The organism is Nocardia arthritidis (assembly GCF_011801145.1).
Taxonomy (GTDB): Bacteria; Actinomycetota; Actinomycetes; order Mycobacteriales; family Mycobacteriaceae; genus Nocardia; species Nocardia arthritidis_A.
In genome coordinates, this window is sequence record NZ_CP046172.1 from 309,713 (window position 1) to 333,484 (window position 23,772).

Annotated in this window: 18 protein-coding genes and 2 pseudogenes; 6 read left to right on the forward strand and 14 right to left on the reverse strand. The window is 64.0% G+C overall.

From position 1 onward, the window contains the following. Window positions 1-53: 53 nt before the first annotated feature. From F5544_RS01445 to F5544_RS01480, 9 genes are all read right to left on the reverse strand, one after another. Window positions 54-1,025 carry a phage major capsid protein gene (locus tag F5544_RS01445; protein WP_167471491.1) on the reverse strand — a complete coding sequence of 324 codons (972 nt, stop codon included), beginning with the start codon at window positions 1,023-1,025 and terminating at the stop codon, window positions 54-56. An 81-nt stretch (window positions 1,026-1,106) separates the two neighbouring features. After that, on the reverse strand, window positions 1,107-1,556 hold the full coding sequence (locus F5544_RS01450; protein WP_167471492.1) for a hypothetical protein: 450 nt from the start codon (window positions 1,554-1,556) through the stop codon (window positions 1,107-1,109). 1 nt (window position 1,557) lies between these two features. Continuing rightward, window positions 1,558-2,958, reverse strand: coding sequence for a phage portal protein (locus tag F5544_RS01455; protein ID WP_238847398.1), 1,401 nt, complete (start codon window positions 2,956-2,958; stop codon window positions 1,558-1,560). A gap of 41 nt (window positions 2,959-2,999) precedes the next feature. Beyond that, window positions 3,000-4,436, reverse strand: a complete 1,437-nt coding sequence (locus F5544_RS46140) for a terminase large subunit domain-containing protein (protein ID WP_238847037.1) — start codon at window positions 4,434-4,436, stop codon at window positions 3,000-3,002. Between the two features lie 57 nt (window positions 4,437-4,493). Beyond that, complete coding sequence (locus F5544_RS01460; RefSeq protein ID WP_167471494.1) at window positions 4,494-4,739, reverse strand: hypothetical protein; 246 nt, start codon at window positions 4,737-4,739, stop codon at window positions 4,494-4,496. A 198-nt stretch (window positions 4,740-4,937) separates the two neighbouring features. Beyond that, the gene (locus F5544_RS47390; RefSeq protein WP_167471495.1) at window positions 4,938-5,201 is read right to left on the reverse strand and encodes an HNH endonuclease; all 264 of its coding nucleotides are present in this window, start codon (window positions 5,199-5,201) and stop codon (window positions 4,938-4,940) included. Next, on the reverse strand, window positions 5,186-5,611 hold the full coding sequence (locus tag F5544_RS01470; protein WP_167471496.1) for a hypothetical protein: 426 nt from the start codon (window positions 5,609-5,611) through the stop codon (window positions 5,186-5,188). The genes F5544_RS47390 and F5544_RS01470 overlap by 16 nt, the downstream gene beginning before the upstream one ends. A 7-nt stretch (window positions 5,612-5,618) precedes the next feature. After that, window positions 5,619-5,975 carry a hypothetical protein gene (locus tag F5544_RS01475; protein WP_167471497.1) on the reverse strand — a complete coding sequence of 119 codons (357 nt, stop codon included), beginning with the start codon at window positions 5,973-5,975 and terminating at the stop codon, window positions 5,619-5,621. Between the two features lie 717 nt (window positions 5,976-6,692). Then, window positions 6,693-7,058 (reverse strand): hypothetical protein, encoded by a 366-nt coding sequence (locus tag F5544_RS01480; protein ID WP_167471498.1) that lies wholly within the window; start codon window positions 7,056-7,058, stop codon window positions 6,693-6,695. 507 nt (window positions 7,059-7,565) lie between these two features. Between F5544_RS01480 and F5544_RS01485 the strand changes: the two genes are divergently transcribed. Next, window positions 7,566-7,811: a hypothetical protein gene (locus F5544_RS01485; protein WP_167471499.1), complete on the forward strand. Its 246-nt coding sequence runs from the start codon at window positions 7,566-7,568 to the stop codon at window positions 7,809-7,811. Window positions 7,812-7,837: 26 nt separating this feature from the next. Here the strand turns inward: F5544_RS01485 and F5544_RS01490 are convergent, their stop codons facing one another. Continuing rightward, the gene (locus F5544_RS01490; protein WP_167471500.1) at window positions 7,838-9,043 is read right to left on the reverse strand and encodes a hypothetical protein; all 1,206 of its coding nucleotides are present in this window, start codon (window positions 9,041-9,043) and stop codon (window positions 7,838-7,840) included. Window positions 9,044-9,259: 216 nt separating this feature from the next. Beyond that, window positions 9,260-11,017 (reverse strand): recombinase family protein, encoded by a 1,758-nt coding sequence (locus F5544_RS01495; RefSeq protein ID WP_167471501.1) that lies wholly within the window; start codon window positions 11,015-11,017, stop codon window positions 9,260-9,262. Window positions 11,018-11,246: 229 nt separating this feature from the next. Between F5544_RS01495 and F5544_RS01500 the strand changes: the two are divergent. Further along, window positions 11,247-11,742: pseudogene (locus F5544_RS01500) on the forward strand (HhH-GPD-type base excision DNA repair protein); the annotation flags it as partial. Window positions 11,743-12,067: 325 nt separating this feature from the next. Next, a complete protein-coding gene (locus F5544_RS01505; RefSeq protein ID WP_167471502.1) occupies window positions 12,068-13,330 on the forward strand; it encodes an ROK family transcriptional regulator in 1,263 nt (420 codons plus the stop codon). Window positions 13,331-13,384: 54 nt separating this feature from the next. Here F5544_RS01505 and F5544_RS01510 read toward each other — a convergent pair whose 3' ends face one another. Then, entirely contained in the window at window positions 13,385-15,007 is a 1,623-nt protein-coding gene (locus F5544_RS01510; RefSeq protein ID WP_167471503.1) for a DUF2207 family protein, read from the reverse strand. A 362-nt stretch (window positions 15,008-15,369) separates the two neighbouring features. Between F5544_RS01510 and F5544_RS01515 the strand changes: the two genes are divergently transcribed. After that, complete coding sequence (locus F5544_RS01515; protein ID WP_167471504.1) at window positions 15,370-16,278, forward strand: neutral zinc metallopeptidase; 909 nt, start codon at window positions 15,370-15,372, stop codon at window positions 16,276-16,278. Between the two features lie 15 nt (window positions 16,279-16,293). Here F5544_RS01515 and F5544_RS01520 read toward each other — a convergent pair whose 3' ends face one another. Together F5544_RS01520 and F5544_RS01525 are read right to left on the reverse strand one after the other, a co-directional pair. After that, a complete protein-coding gene (locus F5544_RS01520; RefSeq protein ID WP_167471505.1) occupies window positions 16,294-17,568 on the reverse strand; it encodes an ammonium transporter in 1,275 nt (424 codons plus the stop codon). A gap of 49 nt (window positions 17,569-17,617) precedes the next feature. After that, the gene (locus F5544_RS01525; protein WP_167471506.1) at window positions 17,618-18,463 is read right to left on the reverse strand and encodes a hypothetical protein; all 846 of its coding nucleotides are present in this window, start codon (window positions 18,461-18,463) and stop codon (window positions 17,618-17,620) included. A gap of 514 nt (window positions 18,464-18,977) precedes the next feature. Between F5544_RS01525 and F5544_RS47395 the strand changes: the two are divergent. Both F5544_RS47395 and F5544_RS01535 read left to right on the forward strand, forming a co-directional pair. Further along, a pseudogene (locus tag F5544_RS47395) lies at window positions 18,978-20,549 on the forward strand (DNA polymerase III subunit gamma and tau); the annotation flags it as partial. A gap of 1,996 nt (window positions 20,550-22,545) precedes the next feature. Then, window positions 22,546-23,757 carry an acetyl-CoA C-acetyltransferase gene (locus F5544_RS01535; protein WP_167471507.1) on the forward strand — a complete coding sequence of 404 codons (1,212 nt, stop codon included), beginning with the start codon at window positions 22,546-22,548 and terminating at the stop codon, window positions 23,755-23,757. Window positions 23,758-23,772 lie beyond the last annotated feature (15 nt).

Genomic DNA, 23,772 nt, shown 5'->3' on the forward strand with positions numbered 1-23,772 from the left:
GTCGGGATAGTACCTCCCAAGGCTCTGGGCCTCACCACCTCACGCAATCCGGGTTATTTGATGTTCACGCCCGGGAACGCCAGCCGCTGAGTCTCGGTCTTGGAATCGACCGGGGTCACCGGCTGCGCGATATGCAGGCCAACCCGGAACAGGACACGGACGGCGATTTGCCGGGTTTCCCACAGGGAGACCGGTTTACCGTCAATGGTGATGGTGCCTTGATCCGACATTTCGATGGTGACATCGTTACGGACACCCACCAGAATCTTGGACCAATCGGCAGCGATCAGCACGATATCGGCGGCGGGGTTCCAGCCACCATTCTTCGCTTCCTGCAAAGGCAGGCCGTAGAGTCCGGCTGGGGCACCGGCCGACAGGGACGGGGTGTAGATCGGTTGGCCGTTGTTGTCACGCAATCCGATCAACCGCCACTGCGCCCCCGGGACAGCGGCGATACCGTTGAGTTCCAGACCTTCGCTGGCGAGGATTTCCCCCGCCTTGGCGACCTTGGCGGCGAGATCCATTTTCGGGTCGTCCACCACGTGGGTTTTCTTGTCCTTGTCGGCCCCGGTGCCACCGACGACCTTCGAGTCAGCGAGCCCGGCTATGCCACCGACCGGGAAGTCCTTCGGCGAACCCAGACCGAACAAAGCGGCCTGGTCGAGCTTCTTGCCCAATGCCGCTGCCATGCGCGGCTTCAACTGTTCCCACAGATCAATCGAGGCGTCGTCGTAGACGTTGCGGGGAATAACCAAAGTGGTTTCGAGTTCCTTCGCGGTCAGCACCTCGTTGCGGACCGTGGCGGTGGATACGGGCCGGGCGTCGGTGTCGGCTTCCACCCACGAGGCGACCGGTTCGGCCGACAACACGGCCTGGTTCAGCTTCTGCGCGTTCATCGGCACCCGTTTGCCGAGCGTCATCACCGCTGACGACTGCGGGGCCAACGCAATGATTTCAGCGGCAGCGTCATCGGGCAGGAGGGCGGTGGAGTTACCGCCGAGTGCAGAGCGATCAATGGTAGGCACGAATATATTTCCTTCAATCGTGTTGTACGAGAATGTGTTTGGGTCTCCCGATCACCGCTCGGGGCAGCGGAAAGATTGAAATTAAATGTGGGGGAACAGGGTTCGCGGATCGAACCGTCCGCTGCTGGCACCGGTCGCGTTGGTGCGGCCCTGGTTCGGGTCTGGTTCCACGCGGGCTGCGGTGGCACGGAAGGCGTTGAGGGTTGCTGCGGATTGTTCGAGTTCTTCCCTGGTCGCACCGTGCAGCAGCCCGACCGGGACTCCGGCCGCCGTGGCGACCTCCAGACGCAACGCTGACGCTTCCAACTCGCCGACCCGGGACTCTGCCGCTTCCGCCCGCGCAACAGCGGCAGCGAGGGCGGTAGCGTGCTCGGCTTCGATCTGCTCGACGCGTGCCGCTTGGGTCTTCAACTCGTCGTAGTCGGCATACCGGTTGCGTACCCGGGTGATCCGTTCGGAGATGGCGGCATCGAACTCGGCTTGCGTCGTGATGGGCGCGAACTCTGTTGTGTCGCTGTTGGTTTCAGTCACCTTATGCCGCCTCGTTGTCGGTTTGTTCGGTGGTCGGTGTCCGCCGTGCCGTCAGCGCGGCGACGGCGGGATTGGTCGCGGTGACGTGGTCGGATGCCGCCCGCAGGTTCTCCACAAGCCCGGTCACCCGCGCCTTGCGCTTGTCGGCTTCGATCTGTTTGCGGTCGGTCTCGGTGAACCCGAGCCGGTCATAGACGACCGGGGAATCGGCGGGCAGCACCCCGCATTGCACGAGCTTGACCACCTCGTCAGCGGCGGCGGCACGCGAAATCGTGTTCGCGTCACGCCATTTCGGTGCCACGTCGTCGTAGAAGGTGTCCGGGATTGTGCCGTCTCGCACCAGCAAGCAGAGTTCGGCTACCTCGGTCCAGCCGTGCCCGAACTCGGTTTGTCGTTGCTCGGCCCGCTTCACAAGGCGCGCTTCGAGGGCGCGGATAGCGTCCGCGCTTGAGGCTTGGTCGTTGGCAAACCCTAAGTAGGACAGGGGGATTCCGCATTCTCCGGCGAATCCTTCGGCCAGCCCGCGTAGCTGGTCGAGGAACGGTGCGGGTGAGGCGGCAGTGAACTCGCCGACTTCGGCTCTAGCGTCGGGGTTTTCGTCGTCGTAGGGCAGGGACCAGACCCGGCCCGCGATGGCTTCCCACCCCGGGCTGTCTGCTTGCTCCGCCGCGTGGTTCAACACGTAGCGCTGTGGAGTGGCGTAGAACTCTCGTGAGACTGCCGCCCCGGTGAGGGTGCGGACGGCTTCATCGGTGTAGGACCGCACCGCGTGCGACATCTCCGACCGACCGTTGAGGTTGGATGCGGTCGGCCGATTGACCAATCGCACCACCGGTACCCGCCCCAACTCATGGGTGTTGCGGGAGACGACCCGCCACACCCCCGAATCATCGGCCTGACAGTAAATGGTGTCGTCAGGCAGGAACAGCGTGGATGCGGTGTATTTCTTTTTCTCCGCATCCCAGACCCGGGATAAAGCGGAGGTCAATCGGCGTTGGCGTGCGTCATACAGGCCGGTCATCGCCAGCGGCGATTCGACCGTGACCAACGGGTGTGGTTCGCCCGGCATTCCGGCCCCGACACACACATAGGCTTGCCCGTAAATCAAGGCGGCCGAGTGGGCAAGGCTGGCTTCCACCGATAGCCGGTTACGGGCGTAGATCGTGGGCAGGCCGTAGTCGTCGTTGTTGGATTGGTTCCAGCCGAGGAAATCGATGCGTTCGTTCAACACGTCGACGGCGGTTCCGGCCCACCCGACCGAGATATTCAGCAGGTTTTCCAAGTGGGGTGGGACCGCGATCCGTAGGTGTTTGACTCGTTGGCGGCCCTCGTAGTAGGCGAGTTTGCGCCGGTTGGTACCGGCGTAGGTGTCGATCTGGTTGACGAGTTTGCCGTACAACATGGATTCATCGGGACTGAGCCCGTCAATAACAGTCAATATTCTTAGTTCCAGACTTGTAAGCCAGTCTTCCGCGTGCCACGCTTCGAGCGTCGGCGGATTTTCACAGCTCCGAACAACGCCAGCGTCACGGCACAGACCGGGGTGATATCGGAATCGGCGTTTCTCCGAGCCCAGGCCCATCGGCCTTCCAACTGACGTTTACGGCCAGCGGCAACAGCAGTTGCTAATGCGGGATCGCCCAAATGGGCAAGGTTCCCATTGACGACCGAGTCATAAAACAACCCACAGGCACCTGCCCATTCGGTTGCCGAAGTGGTCAAGACCGGGAGTCGTTCCCGCTCCAGTTCCAGCGCGAGCGTGACCGCCGCGCCAGCGCCTTCGACCACCACGGTTTTCACGTCATGATTGGTGATAAGCTCCAGGAGTTTCGGCAATATCCAGTCGGTTCCGGTGCGGTGTGCTACCAATTCGACTTGATACCGGCCATCGGCCCGGATACCGGCGACCGCGATACACGCCCGCGAGCGGTCCGGGGAAATATCCACCCCGATACACACCGGGCCGATCATCTCGGCCATATCGTCTACGGCCGCCGTATTCCACATATCGGCGGTAATGACTGCCGGGGTACCGGCGAACACCCACATGCCGAGCCGTTCCCGGCAGAAGCCGTCTTCGGAGAACTGGGCACGTTCCCGCTCGATCGTTTCCGTCTGGAGCGCTAAACCCCATGCCGGATTGGCTAACGCCCAGTTGTACCGGTCGTCGATATCGCAATCATCGGGCGGGGAGTATTCGAACCACGCGGCCCGCTTGTCGTCTCCTGATAAAGCCGAAGCCCGCAGGCGGGCGAATGAATCAGCCGCGACGTTCGGTGGTGGCGGTGTGCCGCACAACCACACTTGCGGATTAGTCTTTGCCGAGACCGAACCTAGGATTGCCTCGTATTCGTCCGAGGTCATCATTTGCGCCTCGTCCAAAAGGAGGCAGTCCGGTGAGAAACCGCGACCAGACCCGTTCGACCGAGCCAAGAAGCGGATTTCCGCCCCATCGGCGAAGGTGAACCCCTCTTCGCCTTTCGACCGGTGAATACCTTCCGTCCCCGGCTTCAGCAACCCGCGTAAATGGCGGGAACCAGTGAGGTAGTCCCGCATTCGCCGGAAGATGACGTTATTGGTCTTCTGCTCATGTGCCGAAATGACAACCTGGCGTTCCCCGAGCAGCAGCACCCCGGTCAACGCACGGGCCTCGATAAGGGCCGACTTTCCCGCCTGCCGACTGACCGATAACCCAACCGAACTTGCCGACCATTTACCATCGGCCCGCACCCCCAACGCGGAATCCAAAACGATCTGCTGCCACTCGTATAATGCGATATCGGCGAGTTGCATCAGCTCCGCGGCTTCCTCCCCATGGGAATACGCGGACGCCGGGGCGATACCGATTCTCGGGGTGGGAACACCTAACAACTCAGGCATTGGTCACCACCTCTTTAATTTTGAATTCGATTTCCGCCGGTCGAAGCCGGCGACCGGCTATAGAATTACCGCCATTTTCTTGCGTTTCGTCCTTTCCTGTAATTCTTTGACCGGCCCGGGAACACTCTCGGCGCTACCGGCATCTAATTCAGCGATTTCTTTGTTCACGTTCAACAGGGCGCGGGTCAATGCGGGCAGATCACGCGCCGACTCACACACATCTATCTGAGCGGCGAGCTTGACTCGCAAAGCGAGGAGGATTTCACGCCGGTCATCACCGGCGATTGCCTCGGAAACATTCATTACTGAAGTCCAATACTGATGTGGATTTTCCACAGAGAAAGAAACGGCTGTATGCCCGAGGGGAGCCGTCGTTATGCGGCCTGGGTTGCCCCCCAGGGAGCACGGGAGACTAAACCCTTATCCCGACTATGGGTAGAGAATTAAAAGCCGTCCACGGGCCGCACAGGCCCGGGAATCAGCATATGCCCCAGAAGGTGTTTACCAGTCTCTTGAGGTGAACCGTGTTGGCGTCAACGCCTTGTTTCCTCGGGAGCTATTGCACGCGCGGTGCGCCGGTAAAGCTTCGCCGAACACGTCTCCGCCCTTACTCCGGGGCGTTATATGGTCGATTGTGGCCGACATCGGGTGTCGGTAATCCAAGCTGAGATCTATTTCTTTACCGCAGAGATGACAGGTATTCGATTTTGCTAGGATTCGTTTACGGTATTGCCGGTATCGGTGGCCTTCTATTCCCTTGGCCATAGATCACCAGGCCATGGTTCACCGTTATCGGTGTTGGTGTCGGGATATTTCGGTGTCGTGTCGATACTGTGTAAGCTCTTGCGTTGATTGTCTCGGCACAGCTTCTGTAGCTGATTGATTTCACTCGGCCAGAACAGAGCCTTACGCTGCTGACTGGTATCGACTGTGACCGCGTATTGTCCGGCTGTCTTCTGTACGATGCCGCCGGAACCGGCATCCAATCGGCGCACTATCGCTTGACGGATAATCGCCTTCGCTGCGTCGGCGTACCGGAATCCCGGGGTGTTGATGCAGTCGGCATAGCGTTCGGCCTGCGCCAACGCATCCGCAATAATGAGTGCCGCTGCTTGCGGGTCGGCATTCGGGCACAGTGGTTTGATATCGGTGTCGAACTGAATAGGTATCCCCACGGTCCCCCTATCCCTGGGTCAGTCGTAGGTTGATGATCATGCCGGGGTGGAAGTCGAACGGCCCGGTACCGTAATCCTCCGGGGCACCGATGACTAACCGTTCTTTACCGTCCGGGAGAATGATTTTGTCGAGATGCCCGACCGGACCGAAATCCGGCGGTGCGAGTAGTTCGAGTTCGACCACTACCCGGTTGGGTCCGGCGAACTTATCACCACCGGGGCGCGAGTCCGGCGGATTCCAGCCGATGACCGGTTTCATCCCTCGGTCTATCCATTCGGGTTTGGGTCTGCCGTTCGGCAAGAGAGTCTCTTTGTATTCGAGGTGTTTGACCCGATACGGTGTCGGGAAGGTGAAGTCATTCAATACGGCCGCCCTGTGTTTCCTTGATGCTTCGGAGGGCGTCACGGCATCGTGTCCGGTATCTGGTGTTAGCGTCTGCGATACAGCGGCGGCACCGACCGTTCGTGTAGCGATCTTGGGTGCTGCGTATAGGGTGACCTCTGCGGCAGGTTTCCGTCATCGTTCACCTCCATTCGATAAGGTTATTGATTCTGAACATGAAAAAGGACCGCCCGGAAGCGGTCCGATTTCCTTTCGCCCCTCATATGTATAGTAATTGTCCGGAACAGAAGTGCTGTTCAACGGTTCCGGCGAATTCCTTGTCGAGGTTCCGGTAATCCAGCCTTCTTGTACTGCTCGGACCGGACCGCGTATCTCTGCGCCCGTAGCCGTTGCATCCGGCCCCGAGCCCGATCATTGTGTTCCTCGTCGCGCCGTTGGTTGCAGACATCGCAGTACTTGGGCCATCGGCCGATATTCGTCTGCCCGGTGGCGTATCGCGGGTGCGAGATATTCCGCCGAGCCGTCACCAAAACACCACAGTCGGCGCAGTTGCCGTAATAGATCCGCATCCCCCAGAACTGGACTACACAACCGTGTGTCGTTGTCCAAGTCCGTAGAGCATTAGGGTTCCTGCGTCGCCAAGCCTCCGCCCGGGTAGGAACCCCGGGTGGCAGTTCCCTGGACATAACTTCTCGGATGATGTCCCTGATATCTCGGTCCCGCCTTTTGCGGGGTGATTCACTCATATTCGATACTTCCATCCCACAATCCCGGCCACCTGAGTGCGCCTCGGATCTGCACATGCCCACGATTCACCGCATCAAAGAACTCTTGAGAATTGACGACCACTCTCTGTGTTTCTGGTTCGATATCGATATTTTTCAAGCCTCGATGCATCATAGCGAGAAACATCCACAGAAACGGCTTGCTAGTCTCGTCCAGCTTGTGAATGAGGGGAATCTCATCCAATTGGTGTCCAGTTTGTTCGAGTGAAACGCCTTCCTCTTCCAGCATTCGTCCGAACCCTGGACCGAAAACCTCGTCCACCGTGAACGGCGGAAACATCTCCTCGAATGCATCCTTCTGCTTCCGCGTCAGGTTCACATCACCGGTATACATTATTGTTGTCTTCCCCTTTTCCTTGCGGCCGGTGTGGCCGCAACTGAATTCAGATTAAGGCGAACGAGAATGACGCGCCCATACAAATAATTTGTGATCTACGACACTCGCATACGGGAGGCGTTGAAAATAACGAACTTGCAGGTAGATGCATACCTCCGTAGTGCATCTCCACGGTCTTTATGGACTGCTACTGGTCACTGTTGGCCAGTAGATCGCGAGTTGTCCGCCACATGGATACGCCAGTCCCAAAATATGAACTTGTCGAAGTTTTCCCACGTAACGGTGAGACAATCGTGATGATATTTCCGGCCAGAAACCGATTTATTCGGACAAAGTGGACACTTCCGGTCTAGACCGGTTACTGTCGGCCGGTCACGGCGTGGTCTTCAAAGAGGTTGACTTGCCGTGACGGGGAGGCCCGTTCAGTACCCGACCCCATCATCTCGGGCGGTGAACGGGCCTTTCGCACTCGCACAAGAAGGGGAGGACGTGACCAGTGAATACGCCGACCGTGTACCGGCCGCCTCCACAATCCGGAAATGGTCAACACTGACACGTCTGGGAGCGATGCTCGACAACGCTGGCGACCGCGAGCATGCTCGACGGTTCGCCCAGTGGTTCGAAGCGCGATACGGCTTCACAGCTGTCATTCCGCCTTGGTCCGCCGAAACAACCGGCATTGCCGACGAGACCGAACCGGAGGCATCCACGGTACTGATCGAATCTGACCAATAGACCGCGACCTATCAAAACCGGGTCAACTACCCGAGTTCGTTCGGTAACCCGTGCTGGCGCAGCATTTCTTGTTCCTCATGCCAGCGGTCCCCGCCGTCGACAACATCCGTCGAACAGATGTCGTCCCCGACTGCCGACCTGACGACATCTTCGGCAACACCGGTAGATGACCGGGACCATTTTTCCCGCAACACGGCGAACGCCGCGCGGTGACCGTCATACCGTTGCGTGGTCCGGGCTTCCCAATCCGAGACACCGTACTCGGCCGCGATCCTATCCAAACGATCACTATCGAGATCAGGATCTATCCGGTACACCGCCGACGGACGGCCACGCCCAGCGGCAACGGACACGGTTTTGACTACCACCTGATTCGGTACCAGCTTCTTTTCCAGAGTCCGCGTCACGGCGTCCCGGGAAACGCCGAGCCGATTGGCGATATCGGTAGCCTTGGAATCAGGATGACTGATCAGATCAGAACACACCCATTCAGCGGTCGGACCCAACGCCGACCGCAGGAACACCGGATGATTTATCGGCATAACTAGACCATATGAATTGTCGCTAGGGGGGAGAGGTTTATATGGCCCAATATCGCCGCTAATTCCCCGCCTGGCAGAATCCGACATATCGGGCTGCGACCAATCCAGGTTGATTATCCACCGCTGCGCCTGATCCGACTCCCGCTCCCTGGTCTCATCCTTGGAGATCACCCCGAGGTCAGCTAAGCGTCTTAAGGCGTTACCGGCTGTAGTCCGGGCCACCCCAGCCCGGACACTCAATTCCCGCTCGGAGATATCAACAGTCCATACACCGATCTCGTGCGCCTTGGCCACCAACGCCAAAGCGACAGCACGGTTACTACTCGCAGTCCGGCCGTACCACGGCCCGTCCAACCGTTCAGAAAGCTTCCCCAGTCGGACACGAACATCAGCGGCACTGCCCCCCAAAGGCGGATTCCAATCCTTCTCGGCCCGCTCCCACACCTTCCGTAACCGGCCCTCCAGACGCCCCGAACGATCCCTACCGTTCTCACTGGCGAACACCTCAGCGAAATCCGACGCCACCACCAGACGAACAAAATCGTCCTCATCCAAACCCGCATTCATCGCGTACATGGCCAACGCCGACGCGGTAGCCCACTCGGAATAACGCCCGTCTTCCGAATCCAACAACGCCAACGCCTCACCCGACAGCTTGGCCCGTAGTTCGCTCAGTCTGTCGTCACTCACGCCTGCCCCCTCATTCTCGGCACTGGAACCGTGTCAGCCACCCTACGACCCACCACGCCGTACCCCGCAAGTCTTTTCGCCCGTCTCCGGCGCACTGAGCGCCGTCTACGTGCGTCCCGACGATCGGCCACTCAACGGAAAGAAGCCCTTCCCGAAAGGAAGGGCCTTCGCTGTGGTCGATTCTTTTACGGTTGTTTCAGAAACTCGGTTCGGACGCTATTCGCCGTCCCAATCCCACTCTTCGGAAAGCTGTTCTTCCCGCTTCAACTCCCGAGCCTCAAGCTGGGCCATGATCGCGTCAGAGGTCAGCACCCATGCCCCCTCCATCGGCTGATGCCACGTATGCCCCATGATGGGTTTCGGCATCTGGTCGGCACCAGTGAAGTCGACCGCCGCGACACCATTTCGTGTCATAGCTTCGAATGTCTCATGCAATGCCGTTCGACTGCGCCCGATATTCGGGTCAGGCTTCGCGAACTCGATTTCCATGACGAGCGGCTTAGCGGAGGTTAAATAGAACTTCACGCCAGCATCTTTCAAGACTTGCTGACGGTCCGTGGACGGTTCGGTCCACACCTCTCGGTACGTCTTTCCCAGCCCCTTGTTGACCCATCCGGCCGGACGGCTAGGCTTCGCTTCTAGATCGGTTCTACGGGCCACTAGCGCGGCCATACGTTGCATGTATTCGGCCTCATCTGCTTCGCTTACAATAAGACCGGCGTCGGACTCTCGACGTAAACGGGCGATAGTGGCTTTAACCATCTCCAAATCATGCGAGTAGTCCTCTCCGGGAACGAATACCCGCGTAGTTACCTCTGTATCCCCGAATGTAATCAAGAACAATTTTTCTACGATAGCGTCAAGAGCTTCGGCGCGAATAAGCGTGCCTCGGCATGTTTTCGGCGAGCGACCGCAGAGGTAGTAGTGCAGGTCGCCGACCTTTCCGCTTGCCCTAACCCGCTTATCGAACTTCTGCGTAAGCGAAGCACCGCACTTGCAGTAGCCGACGCCGAGATACTTATTGTGGGCTACGGTTTTGGAGCGCGGGGCAATCGCGCGCTTGGCAACGGCTTCCTGTATCTGCGCCCAGGTAGCATCGTCGAACGTTGCGGGAGCAAGCCTGATCATTTCGCCAGTTGGGGTGAGTACAGGCTCACCTTTTTTCGTCCCTCTCGTAGTTATCTTGTATCCCTGGGTCTTCAAAGAGGTCATGGCCTCTCTGACCGTGAATACCGTCCAAGGATTCTCTTTAATTTTCTTGCCGTTGGCAAGCCGGGCCTTCTGTAATCCGGTCCGCACGCCCGTCTCGTTGTAATGATTGGCTATCCGGGTATACGACCAGCCGCTAATCAATTTTCCGGCCATGTCGTACAGGAGCGCTTTTCCTTCCGGGTCGGTATCCAGTGTCTTTCCCTTACCGCTCGGATGGCCAATCGTTTTGAACCCGAGAGGGGGAACGCCGGAGGCCCAACGGTCGGTTTGTCTCAAGACCGAATGGGCATCCTTTGCCCGTGATTTGAAGCGGGCCAACTCTAATTGTCCGAAGAACGCGCCAAGGAAGATGAACAGCTCTGCCATCATCCCCTCGAACGAAGCGGAGGCAGTACCGGGCCGATAGTCGAGTTTCAAGCCGTCCTCTGCGAACACGAGCATTTTGCCGTTGTCCCGGAACCACTTCGCGGCGTCGACGCTATCGGCGATCGATCGGAAGGCGCGGTCTACCTTGCTGAAAACCATCACATCCCAGGCGTGAGCGTTTTCTTCCTTGAACCACTGCCCGAGGTCTGGCCGCTCGAACGGGCTGACCGAAGCGGACACATCTAGATCTTGGAAAGTGCCGACCACAGCAGCGCCGTTGTCGTCTGCCCATTTGTTCCCCGTGGCGTGCTGGGCAATGTGGCTGACCTTCTGCGGTCCCTGAACATGGGAGACCCGAGCCCCCACGATGGCGCGAAGCGTGCCGTTGCTGTTCACCGCTGCCCCTCCCGAAGCCGGTACTCGGGGCACCGACCGATCTCGTGCCGGGGTCCGCCGCAGAACGGACAAGATCCCGTCTTCCTACCTCCGTCAGGTCTACCGCAGTAGCCGAACTCTCCGCTTTCAGTGACGAACACTGCCACCGCTTGCCTGCCGCAGGTACACCGCTCACCGGTCTGTGCGGGTCTCTCGCTGAAATTCATGTTGCAACTGTGACGGTATCTAGCAGCAGTTCCCGCTCGAACACGCCTTCCGCGGGCCGAAGAAGCTCGCCGATCGGATGAACGGATTCGATATCAACCGCATCGCCGAGGCCGATCCGGCGGAATTCGAGGAGTTGGCCGCCACCCCGCCCGCGATCCACCGGTACGGCCGATCGATGGGCAGGCGAACCCAGGAGCTGGCTCGGTACGTCGTCGAACACTACGACGGCAAGACCGAGCAGATCTGGACCAAGGGCGACCCGGACGGGGCGGCATACCGGCAAAGAGGTGCTGCGGCGGTTGAAGGAGCTGCCGGGCTACGGGGATCAGAAGGCGCGAATCTTCCTGGCCCTGCTCGGGAAACAGCTCGGCGTCACCCCCAAGGGCTGGGAGAAGGCCGCGGGGGCGTATTCGGAACAGAACTCGCGGCGTTCGGCCGCCGATATCGTCGACAACGAAACCCTGCTCGAGGTGCGGGCGTTCAAGAAGCAGCTGAAGGCCGCGGCGAAGAAGGGCTGACTCGCCCGACCTGATGCGGCTATTGGCCTAGCTGGGACGTACCCCTATTCACCAGCGCGAATGCTGTGGTCTGTGGCACCGGCTCGGCCGGGAGCTTGGTACGTCCTATGTTTCGATGTTAGTTTCACTCTTATGAATTCCAGCCGTCCTACCGCCCCGCGGGTCACCTATGTGACCGCCGCGCTGGGCCTGCGGCTGCCGCTGGCACGCGTGCTGTGTCGTCCTTGCACCCGCAGCTGAGCCGTTTTCGCGACTCGTTTGCTGCCTCGCCGCCCGTGTAGGCACGTCCCGTCCGGGTTACGGGACTTCAGCAAGGATTTCACAAATGTCGCTACCTACCCTCGAGCGTTCCGTTCCCAGGGGTTCGACGGCTACCCGGGTGCGGGTCGCGCGTCCGGTCGTCGCACCCGAACTGCGCATTGCCGACAATCCGGCAGCCGCCGTGCTGCGGGCCGCGACCGGCGGCCCGGTCTCACGCGACAATGCCGCGCGCACAACGGGTTTGAGCATTGCCACGGTAAACCGTCAGGTCTCCGCACTACTCACCGCCGGACTGCTGCGCGAACGTCCCGATCTCACGGCGGCGGGCGCGGTCGGCCGCCCGCGGGTGCCCTTCGAGATCGATCACGAGGGATATCTGACCCTCGGCATCCACATCGGCGCGGTCTCCACCAAGATCGTCGCCGCCGATCTGCGCGGCCGCATCCTCGGCGGGCTCGCCATCGCCACCCCGCAGACCGGGCAGGATTTCGCGACCAACACCGTCGCCCGCAGCGCCAAGGCGTTCCTGCAACGATGGCATCGCCGCAAACCGCTGTGGGCCGGCGTCGCCGTCGGCGGCCGGGTCGATCCGTCGACCGGTGTCGTCGAGCATCCGAAGCTGCAATGGCAGGGCGCGCCGATCGGCGCGGTGCTCGGTGAGGTGTTGGAGCTGCCGGTTTCGGTGGCGCCGCACGTCGAGGCCATGGCCGCCGCCGAACTGCTGCTGCCGACCGGCGAACCGCGCGACCGCAATCACGAGCACGGCAGCAGTCTCTTCTTCTACGTCCGCGAAACCGCGGGCATCGCGGTGACATTGGACGGTCGCGTGCACACGCCGAACAACGGCCCCGGTTCGATCGCGCACCTGCCGACCGGATCCGATGTGGACTGCACCTGCGGCAGGCGCGGCTGCCTCGAGGTCACCGTCGGCGACCGGGCGCTGCATGCCAGGGCTGTCGGCCGCGGAATCATCCCGGCGCACAACGGAACCGCGGGCTCGACCATCGCCGACCTGTACCGGGCCGCCGAGGCCGGTTCCGAACCGGCGCGGGAACTGCTCGCCGAGCGCGCGGCGATTCTCGGGAACACCGTCGCCATGGTGCGCGACATGCTCAATCCCGACCGGGTGATCCTCGGCGGGCAGGCGTTCACCGGATACCGGCCCGCGGTCGCGCACGTCGCGCGGGCATTCAATCAGGGATCGTCGTTGCCGCCCACCGACATTCGGATCAGTGGCTTCGGCGGGAAGGTGCAGGAGTTCGCCGCGGTCGTGACATCGCTGAGCGCGCTCTACGCGGATCCGCTTGCGGCGATGCGGCGGCTCTGAGCTCATCGACGGGACAGGGTTTTTCGCCGCGACCCTGTCTCGCTCGGCGCCCGCCTATCGCTTCTCGTCCGCGAACAGACCCTCCAATGCCGTTATGAAATAAGGGAATTGGCTGCCGAAGCGCTGTAGGTTCGGATCGCGTTCGATGCCGCCGAACCAGTACAGGCCCGGCTGCGGCGCCGCGGCCGGATTCAGGTCGCGGAAGGTGCGAATCCAGTTGTCGGCGCGGCCGCCGAGCAGGGTGAACGGCAGCGCCCTGGAGAAGACGAGTTCCTGATCGGCCGGTGGAATCTGTTCGCGCCGAACGTTTTCCAGCCCGCGCTGCAACCCGCGCAGCCGCGTCGTCACCGCGCGGCCCTGCGCGGTGCGGCCGGGAAGGTAGCGGGGCAGCAGCAGTACCGCGATACCGGCCAGCGCGATCGCGACACCGACCAGTGCGTGTCCCGATGTCATCGCGAGCGCGACGGTGGCGACGACGCCCGCCGCGATCAGCGCGCCGCCCAACCACATCGGCGGGCCGGGCTTGCGTCGGTCGATGAAATTGCCGCTGGTGACGGCATCGGTGATCAGCGCGTCGCGCACGGCGTCCGCCGGAATCCGTCCCGGCGCGCGCAGTTCGCCGAGGGTGACCGAATCGGTGCCATCGGGCAGCAATGCCCGGTAGATGGCCTTCTCGTAATCGCGCAGCTGATCGTCGGGCTGGTTGATTCGCGTTATCCGCCAATCGGTTTCGCTGATCGGCCCGATCCAGATGTAGCGGCGCACCGCGAGATCCACCACGGTGGCCGCGATATCGACGGGGTCGGCGTGCTCGTCGAGCAACAGGCCCGCCGCGCCGGGCAGCAGGCCGTCGGGTGAGGCGAACCGCATCCGGTCGCCCTCGGTCAGCAGCGGGTCGACCACCTCGGAACCGCTTCCGGCGGCGGCATTTTGGCGCCGCGACCAGAATACGAAGCCGAGCAGGCCGGCCAGCGCGACGAGCAGGACGCCGAATGCGACGAGCGCGGGCGCGGTCAACGCGAACGCACCGGTATTGCGGGTGTCGCGGATATCGGCGTTGGCGGGAACGGTGCCGGGCGGCAGCTGCACGGTCAGATCGATCGCGTCGCCCTTGTGCAAGCCCGTCTGCTCCAGATACAGCGTGCCGTCGACCTCGGTGTGCACATTCCCGCAGTCCCTTGCGTTTCCGGGCGGGCCGAGCTTGCAGTCGACGATCGCGATCCGGTAGTCGGGGCTGAGCAGGCTGGCCTGGATCGAGGCGATATCGGTGCCGATCACCCCGAGGTAGCGGAACAGCTGGCTGCCCGGTTCGTCGGCGACCGTGTTGTGCACCGCGTAGGTGAACGTCGACTCGCCAGGTTTCGCCTCGACGGTGAACTGGTCGTTGGCCACCGTCGCGGTGCCGGGGCCCTTGGTATCGATATCGGTGACCTTGAAGATCCGCTCGGTATCACCGTTCAGCGCGATCCGCAGCGGTAGCGACATCCGGAAGTCGCCGCCGTCCGGCACGGTCACCGTCTCGATGACCTGCAGCACACCCTGTTTGTCCAGTGTCAGATCGGCTTTCAGACCGATGCCGTCCGGCGCGGGCTGGCCGTGTGCCATCGGCGCAGCGGCAGCCAATCCCGCGGTGGCGAGCGCAAGCGCCCCGGCGGCAGCCCCCCGAAATGTCAGCATGGCTGCCTACTTTAGACAGCTTGCTATCCTGCGTCAGCGGCTAGCATGCGCAGCCGGGCCAGCGACCACAGGAGACGAGGGGGTACGGGGTCGTGACACAACCACCGTACGGGCACGGTCCGGTACCGCCGGGCGGGCGCCCGGTGCCGCCGCCTCCTCCCGGGTATGGCAAGCCGTACGGCCCGCCGCCGGGGAATGCGCCGCGGCCCGGGTATCCGCCGGGTTATCCCGGTCGTCCCGGTGCGCCGCAGCCCGGATACGGGCCGGGTTACGGTGGGCCGCAAGGGTTTCCGCCTGGGCAAGGGTTTGCGCCCGGTTATCCGCCCGGCTATGGCGGTGCACCGGGTCATCGTCCGCCGCCCATGCCGTACGGGCCGCCCGGACATCCCGGTTATCAGCCGCCGCGCCGGTCGCGCGGCGGGGGTTGGCTTGCGCTGCTGCTCGTCGTCATATTCCTGGTGGTCGGTGCGGTGGTGCGCAACGCGGTGGTGACCGGGCGGCACACCACCTCGGCCGGGCCGTCCGCGGTCGCGCCGATCCAGGACACGCCGTCGGGTCCCGCGGAGACGGCGACCAATCCGCTGCTCACCGACACCGAAGCCACGCTGCTACCCGCCAAGTGCGCGTACACGCCGTGGGGCACGCAGGTGGATACCGCGCGCAAATTCTTCGAGACGGCCGCCGACTGCCTGGCGGCGGCGTGGAAACCGGTGCTGGCGAAGAAGAATCTGCCGTTCCAGCCGCCGAATCTGAACGTCAGCGCGTCCACCGCGGGCATAACCACCCCGTGCACCGGATCGAGCAGCAATTTCGCCGCCTTCTACTGCCCGGCGAACAAGACCATCTACCTGCCGATCAGCCAGCTGCAGACCGAGATCTTCAAGGATCACTGGGAGGTATATCTCTCGGTCTTCGCGCACGAGTTCGGCCACCACGTGCAGGCCGTGGCGGGAATTCTGAAGCGGGCCAACAGCGAGCGGGTCGACGCGGGTGTCCGCAGCGATAGGGGTCTGGAGCTGTCGCGCCGAATCGAATTGCAGGCCAACTGCTTCGACGGCATGTACCTCTCCTCGTCATCGGGCGGCGGATCGCTGACCCAGACCCAGATCGGCCTGACTCGCCGCGACGCCTACGCCCGCGGCGACCAGCCCGGCGATATGCGCGATCACGGCACCTCGCAGCACGGCGGTCAGTGGTTCGAGACCGGTCTCGACAAAAACCGTGCGGCCCAGTGCAATACGTTCACCGCGTCGTCCAGCCAGGTCAGCTGATCCGGTTCCGGCGGCTCACTTCCCGAGGTGGGTCTGGCCGAAGGTGCGCGGCGAATGTCCGTGCACCCCTTCGGCATACGCGGTCTCCGCGTGCAGTGCGAAATCGATGCCGGTGGATTCGTCCTCCCGGCTCACCCGGAATCCGATGGTCCGATCGATGGCCTTGCCGAGCAGGAAGCTGATGGTGAAGGCGTAAGCCGCGACGGCGAGCACACCCACCAGCTGCTTGCCGAGCTGAGCGAGTCCGCCACCGTAGAACAGGCCCTCGGCGCCGCCGGTCATCACCTGGTTGGCCAGCAGGCCGATCAGCAGGGTGCCGACAATGCCGCCGACGAAGTGCACGCCCACCACGTCGAGCGAATCGTCATAGCCCGCCTTGAATTTCCAGCCGACCGCGAACGAGCAGACCACGCCGGCCGCGAGCCCGACGACCACCGCGCCGAGGGTGTTCACCGAACCGCAGGACGGTGTGATCGCCACCAGACCGGCCACCGCACCCGATGCCGCGCCGAAGGTGGTCGGATGCCCGTCGCGGATCTGCTCCACCGCGAGCCAGCCGAGCATGCCGAGACATCCGGCCACCAGCGTGTTCAAAAAGACGGCCGCCGCAACACCATTCGCCGACAGCGCGGATCCGGCATTGAAACCGAACCAGCCGAACCACAGCAGCCCGGCGCCGAGCAGCACGAACGGCAGGTTGTGCGGCCGCATGGCGTCCACCTTGAATCCGATACGCGGGCCGAGCACGATCGCCAGCGCCAAAGCCGAAGCGCCGGAGGCGATTTCCACGACCATGCCGCCCGCGTAGTCCAGCGCGCCGAATTTGGCGAGCCAGCCGTCCGGACCCCAAACCCAGTGCGCGATCGGGACATACACCACCAGCGCCCACAGTGGGACGAACACCATCCAGCCGGAGAATTTCGCGCGGTCGGCGATAGCGCCGCTCACCAGCGCGGCGGTCAGGATCGCGAAGGTCAGCTGGAAGGTGGCGAAGAGCAGTTCCGGAACCGTCCCGTGCACGGTGTGCGGATCGATATCACGCATGCCGATATGCGCGAGGTCGCCGATGAGCCCGGCGCCCGCGTCGTCACCGAAGGCGAGGGAGTATCCGACCAGCAGCCAGACCACCGTCACCAGCGGGATCGCGATGAAGTTCATCATCAACATGTTGAGTACGCCGGTGGAGCGCACCATCCCGCCGTAGAAGATGGCCAAGGCCGGCGTCATCAGCAGCACCAGGGCGGTGCTGATGAGCAGCCAGGCGGTGGCCGCGGGATCGATCTGTGCCACGGGGTAACTCCTTCCACGCCCAGTGCGTTGCGAAGAAATTACCGAACCCTCACTCGTGGGATGTTTGCCGAGGTCGCTGTCCGCGCCGGGCGAGTATCCGCAGGCCGCGCCGTCCCGGCACCGGCAGCTCGTTCTCGACCGCGAGCCATTCGGCGGTGCTGAGCCACTGCTGCTGAACGCGGGCATCGGCGGTGTCGTGGAAGATCCGGCGGCCGCGGTCGTCGCGCAGTTCGTGCGCCATGCTCGACCAGCGCGGCGGCCGCCCGTGCTCGGCGCGGTATTCGGCGAGATATCCGGCGACCAGCGTGCCGATGGTATTCACCGGCCGCAGCGAAACCCGGTTGCCGTATTTGGCGGAGTGGAAGCGCCGCCCGGCGCAAAGGGATCCAGGATTGGCATTGGAGGCGATCCAGCCCGCGCGCTGGGCCCGCTCGATCAACCACAGGTGTTTGACGGCGCCGGGTGCGATATCGCCGATGCGATCCCGGATCAGGCCCATGATCTCGTCGGAGGACAGCACGTCGCGCCGGGTCGGGCCGATGCCGTACGCCCTCCAATGGTCGTTGGCCAGCCGGGCCAGCGCCCTGCCGAAATCGTCGATGCTGCGCTGGGCGCGGCGGCCGAGGCGCTCGATCCGCTCCGCCTCCTTGCGCATCTCATTCTGCGCGGTGAGGGTGCGGATGGCGGCCATGGTCGGCACCTGCCCGCGTTCGAGCAGTTCCAGAATGGCCGCCGCAGTGGCCGGATCCGCGGCCGCGGCCACCGGTAACGAATCGCGTTTGATCGCGAATTCCTGCGGGCTGATCGCGCGGCTGAGCAGGCCGACCGCGGCATTGTCGCCGGCGAAGTCGGTGCTGGAGAGCCAGGCGGCGGCGATGTCGACACACGACGTCACGGTGGGACTGTCCTCCGGGAATGGCAGCCGGCGGAGCCGGCGGGGCGGGTAGACACCGGTGTGGAAGTGTGGAAATCGGCAAAAGTGCCGGATAAAGCACGAAAAACCAGGTTGCGCCCCGGTCGGGATGAGGGACCGGCCGGGGACACCAACCTGATGAAGGTTTGGCTACCGAAGTTGCCAAGGGCCACGTTAGCCAGCGGATTGCGTGAATGTCATCCCCGTTGATGATTTCGTTATCTCCACTAAACGGGGGAAATTCGGGGCGCGAGTTTGGATAACTGACGAAAATACCGGTGAATAGGTTGTCGTTTTCCCGTTTCGACCGATTTCCGATCGGCGATTGCTCCGATGTTGCCGACCTCTATCGTCGTTTGGTGCGAATTCGGCAAGGTCTCAGTGATGTGTGATTTGCATCACATTGATGGCTCCGGGTTGCCTCTTCGAAAGCCGCGCCGAGCCCGTGGGAGCAGCGGAAATGTTCTTTGTCGGTGGGCGCCGGTAGCCTCTGCCCGTGGCTCTGTACCGGAAGTACCGACCGGCAACGTTCGCTGAGGTGGTGGGTCAGGAACACGTCACCGACCCGCTGAGCACCGCGCTCGACACCGGACGGATCAGTCATGCCTACCTATTCTCCGGCCCGCGCGGATGTGGCAAGACCTCATCGGCGCGGATTCTGGCGCGGTCGCTGAACTGCGTACAGGGTCCGACCTCCACGCCGTGCGGCGTCTGCCCGTCCTGTGTCGCGCTGGCGCCGGGCGGTCCGGGCAATCTCGACGTCATCGAACTCGACGCGGCCAGCCACGGCGGTGTCGACGACACCCGAGAGCTGCGCGACCGCGCCTTCTACGCACCCGCCGAGTCGCGGTACCGGGTGTTCATCGTCGATGAGGCGCATATGGTCACCACCGCGGGCTTCAACGCGCTGCTCAAGATCGTCGAGGAACCGCCCGCGCACCTGATCTTCATCTTCGCCACCACCGAACCGGACAAGGTGCTGCCGACCATCCGTTCGCGCACCCACCACTACCCGTTCCGGCTGCTGCCGCCCGCCACCATGCGCGGTCTGCTCGGCAAGATCTGCGAACAGGAGCAGGTGCCGGTCGAAGAGGCCGTGTACCCCTTGGTGATTCGCGCAGGCGGTGGTTCGCCGCGGGACAGCCTCAGCGTGCTGGATCAGCTGCTGGCCGGGGCCGGGGCGGAGGGCGTCACCTACCCGAGGGCGGTGGCGCTGCTCGGCGTCACCGATGTCGCGCTGATCGATGACGCGGTGGAGGCGCTGGCCGCCGACGACGGCGCGGCGCTGTTCGGCACCGTCGACAGTGTGATGGAGGCCGGGCACGATCCCCGCCGCTTCGCGGTCGACCTGCTGGAGCGCTTCCGCGACCTGATCCTGCTGCGCGCCGTGCCCGACGCCGCCGACCGCGGACTGGTCTCCGGCCCCGGCGACGTGCTCGACCGCATGCGCGATCAGGCCCAGCGCATCGGCCCGGCCACCCTGGCCCGCTACGCCGAACTGTTGCACGAGGGGCTCGGCGAGATGCGCGGCGCCACCGCACCGCGCCTGCTGCTCGAGGTCGTCTGCGCCCGCATGCTGCTGCCATCGGTCTCCGACGCCGAATCCGCCGCACTACAGCGCCTCGAACGCCTGGAGCGCGGTTTCGCGGGTGGGGCGATGCCCGTCGCCCCCGCCGCCGGTGCGACGGCGGCTGGCCCCGCACCCACTGCGGAGCGTGCGCCGAGTCAACCGGCGGCCGCGCCCGCCCGTCCGCCCGCCGACCCGAGCCGCCGCCGCGGTGCCGAGGCGCTCGCGGCGATTCGCGAGAGCCGCGCCGGGCGCGGTGGTCAAGGACAGCCCGGTGGCGGTGCGTCACCGGATAATCCGCCCGGGCATGGAGGTTCCGGTGGCGCGGCGGATCCTGCTCGGCCGCAGGGCGACCAGAGTCGACCCGAGGCTGCGGCAGCGCCGCCCAGCCGATCCGAGCATGGCGCGGCTAGTGCGGGTGGTGAATCCGCGACATCACACGATCCCTCCTCCGGCCGAGGGAACCCGTCCGGACGTGGCCGCGTCGCCGTCTCGGGTGCGGCAAATTCCGCTCAGCCGCAGGGTGGCCAGCGTGGATCCGAAATCGCTGCGGGCGGCGGGCCTGCCGAGACGGTCGATTCGACGGGTGGCCGGATGCCGGACGGTGATGCGGCTGCCGCATCGCATGGCGATCGGAATCCGGTTATGGCCGTTGGTGTTACGGCTGGTAGGGCCGTTGGCGCAGTAGATCCCGGTGCGGCCGATCGCGGTGGCGCGGTGGCTTCGAATATCCCAGGGGCAATTGACCGGTCGGCAGCCGCCGATGGCGCTGCGGCTGCTGAGGAGCGGCCGCATGGCGTTTCCGGCCCTGCGAAATCGGGTGATAGCGCAACATCGGTCGGGCCCACCGGTGTGGCGGATGGCTCGATTCCGAGTGCGTCCAAGGGTGGGCCTGGCGCGGCCGAGTCCGGCGCTCAGGGCGCGTCGGGTGGTGGCATTACACAGGCTTCCGGCCAGCCGATAGCGCGTGGCGCGGGTTTCGATCGTGCGGATCGTGGCGCGGCCGCCGTTTCGAGTTCTGGTGCGAGTAGTGCTGATTCCGGGGCCGAGGGTGCGCAAAGGTCCGGCGCGCAGGGTGATTCGCCGGTTGGGGCCAGCGGTGCCACGGCTACGGGGAGCCTGGGTGCGGAAAGTACGAGGGCGTCCGAGTCGATGTCGTCGGAGGTCGATGATCTCGACGACACCGTAACGGAGGCGGGTGAGGATCCGGCCGAATTCCTCGACGAAGCCGAGTACGCCGATGGGGCCGATGCGGTGGACGCCTCGCTCGACGCCGCTGACGCATATGCAGACGAGGTCGAATCGGCAAGTGCCGCAGCCGAATTCGGTGGCGAGGCGACCGGAGCCGATGTTGTCGCCGAATCCGGGCCGGTGGAAGCCGATGCGGCGCAGCCGATCTCCTCGCGGCCGGTGGTGAACGAGGAATCGCCTTCGGTTCCGAGCGGGGCGGTGGCGAATGAACCGCAACCCGAGGAGTTGATGCGGGCGGTCGAGGCGGCGTGGGCGGATATCCGGGCCAAGGTGCGCGAGTTCGGGCCGACGCTGCAGGCGCTGCTGTCCGGTGCGTCGGTGGCGCGGGTGGATGGTTCGGCGATCGTATTCGCGCATCAGAGCCCGCCGCTCGCGCAGCGGTTGTCGAGTCAGCAGAACCTGGATGCGGTGCGGTCGGCGGTGCGCGCGGTGCTCGGCCGTGATCACGAGGTGCGCTGGGAGGCGGGCGGCCCGGCGCAGCGCCCGGCCGCGGCGCCCAAGGCGGCTGGGGGGAACCGGTCGCGCGGCGGCGGGCAGCGCGAATCGGGCAGCGCGGGCGGCAGAGATAGCGCGGCGCCGCCGCGTTTCTCCCGGCCGAGCCAGGCGAAGGGGGCGGGTAAACCGGCCGGCGGCAATCAGCGCGGCGCTCGCCCGGAGCCGCGGTCATTCGGCGACGACGACATCCCGCCGCCCGACTACCCCGATCTACCCGACGACCCGGGGCCTGCCGACTTCGCTCCGGCGGATACCGGCGCGACGGCGGGCGGTTTCGAGGCCGCGCCGCGCGGCGGTTACGCCCCGGATCCGGTGCCGCCGCAAGTCACGCCGGACGACGAGGAGGAGATGCTGGCCGAGGCCGCGACCCCGGTGCCGGCGGGCAATCGTCGCGATCCGGACGAGGTCGCCTTGGAATTGCTCAGAAATGAGCTGGGGGCCACACGGCTGGACGGTTGACAACCGCGGCGCCCGCATCGTTAAGTTAACCGGAGTTCGCACGCACGGTACTATGAACGGGTGGCCGCGAGCTCCGGCGTTGCCAAGTTCTATCGTGTGCACAGGCCAAACCGCACATTTGGACACGTCATCGCCGAGGCTTGCCGATTTTTGTACAGCGTCAGGACGATCGGTCCGCTGGACCGGTCGGTGAGGTTACCCGCGGCCGCGCCGCACAACGCGGTTCGGCGCAATGAAGCGCTCGGACGGATGCCCGGTCCGCCCGCCGCACCCGAGGAAGGAAAACTCCGATATGACCACAGAGGCCTACATTTTCGAGGCCATCCGCACCCCGCGCGGCCGCAACAAGAAGGGGTCGCTGCATTCGGTCAAGCCGATCGACCTGACCACGGGTCTGGTCCAGGAGCTGCGGAATCGCTTTCCGAATCTCGATGAAGACCGGATTTCGGATCTGATCCTCGGTGTCGTGTCGCCGGTCGGCGACCAGGGCGCGGATATCGCCCGCACCACCGTCCTCACCGCCGGCCTGCCCGACACCGTCGGCGGCTTCCAGCTCAACCGCTTCTGCGCCTCCGGCCTCGAGGCCGTGAACCTGGCCGCCCAGAAGGTCCGCTCCGGCTTCGACGACCTGGTGATCGCGGGCGGTGTCGAGTCGATGTCGCGCGTTCCGATGGGTTCGGACGGCGGCGCCTGGGCCATGGACCCGGCCACCAGCTACGACACCTACTTTGTGCCGCAGGGCATTTCGGCCGACCTGATCGCCACCATCGAGGGCTTCACCCGCGACGATGTCGACGCGTACGCGGTGCGCTCGCAGGAGCTGGCCGCCAAGGCCACCACCGGCGGCTACTTCGCCAAGTCCATCGTTCCGGTCAAGGACCTCAACGGCCTTGTCGTGCTGGACCGCGACGAGCACATGCGTCCCGGCACCACCGTCGAGGACCTCGCCAAGCTGAACCCGTCCTTCGCCGGCATCGGCGACTTCGGCGGTTTCGACGCGGTGGCGCTGCAGAAGTTCCACTTCGTCGAGAAGATCAACCACGTGCACCACGGCGGCAACAGCTCCGGCATCGTCGACGGCGCCGCGCTCGTGCTGGTCGGCACCGAGGAGGCGGGCAAGGCCTCCGGTCTGACCCCGAAGGCGCGCATCGTCGCCACCGCCACCTCCGGCGCCGACCCGACGATCATGCTCACCGGTCCCACCCCGGCCGCCAAGAAGGCGCTGGCCAAGGCGGGCCTGACCATCGATGACATCGACCTGGTCGAGATCAACGAGGCGTTCGCCTCCGTGGTGCTGAAGTTCCAGAAGGACCTGCAGGTGCCCGACGAGAAGCTGAACGTCAACGGTGGCGCGATCGCCATGGGTCACCCGCTGGGTGCGACCGGCGCGATGATCACCGGCACCATGGTCGACGAGCTGGAGCGCCGCAACGCCCGCTACGCGCTGATCACCCTCTGCATCGGTGGCGGCATGGGTGTGGCCACCATCATCGAGCGCGTCTAATCCCAACCGGCAGCT

Bases quoted from the DNA above. Each gene is read 5' to 3' on its own strand.
- F5544_RS01455 (WP_238847398.1), bottom strand. From the start codon at position 2,958: ATGTTGTACGGCAAACTCGTCAACCAGATCGACACCTACGCCGGTACC.
- F5544_RS46140 (WP_238847037.1), bottom strand. From the start codon at position 4,436: ATGCCTGAGTTGTTAGGTGTTCCCACCCCGAGAATCGGTATCGCCCCG.
- F5544_RS01460 (WP_167471494.1), bottom strand. From the start codon at position 4,739: ATGAATGTTTCCGAGGCAATCGCCGGTGATGACCGGCGTGAAATCCTC.
- F5544_RS47390 (WP_167471495.1), bottom strand. From the start codon at position 5,201: ATGGCCAAGGGAATAGAAGGCCACCGATACCGGCAATACCGTAAACGA.
- F5544_RS01505 (WP_167471502.1), top strand. From the start codon at position 12,068: ATGTCGCTACCTACCCTCGAGCGTTCCGTTCCCAGGGGTTCGACGGCT.
- F5544_RS01510 (WP_167471503.1), bottom strand. From the start codon at position 15,007: ATGCTGACATTTCGGGGGGCTGCCGCCGGGGCGCTTGCGCTCGCCACC.
- F5544_RS01515 (WP_167471504.1), top strand. From the start codon at position 15,370: ATGCCGTACGGGCCGCCCGGACATCCCGGTTATCAGCCGCCGCGCCGG.
- F5544_RS01535 (WP_167471507.1), top strand. From the start codon at position 22,546: ATGACCACAGAGGCCTACATTTTCGAGGCCATCCGCACCCCGCGCGGC.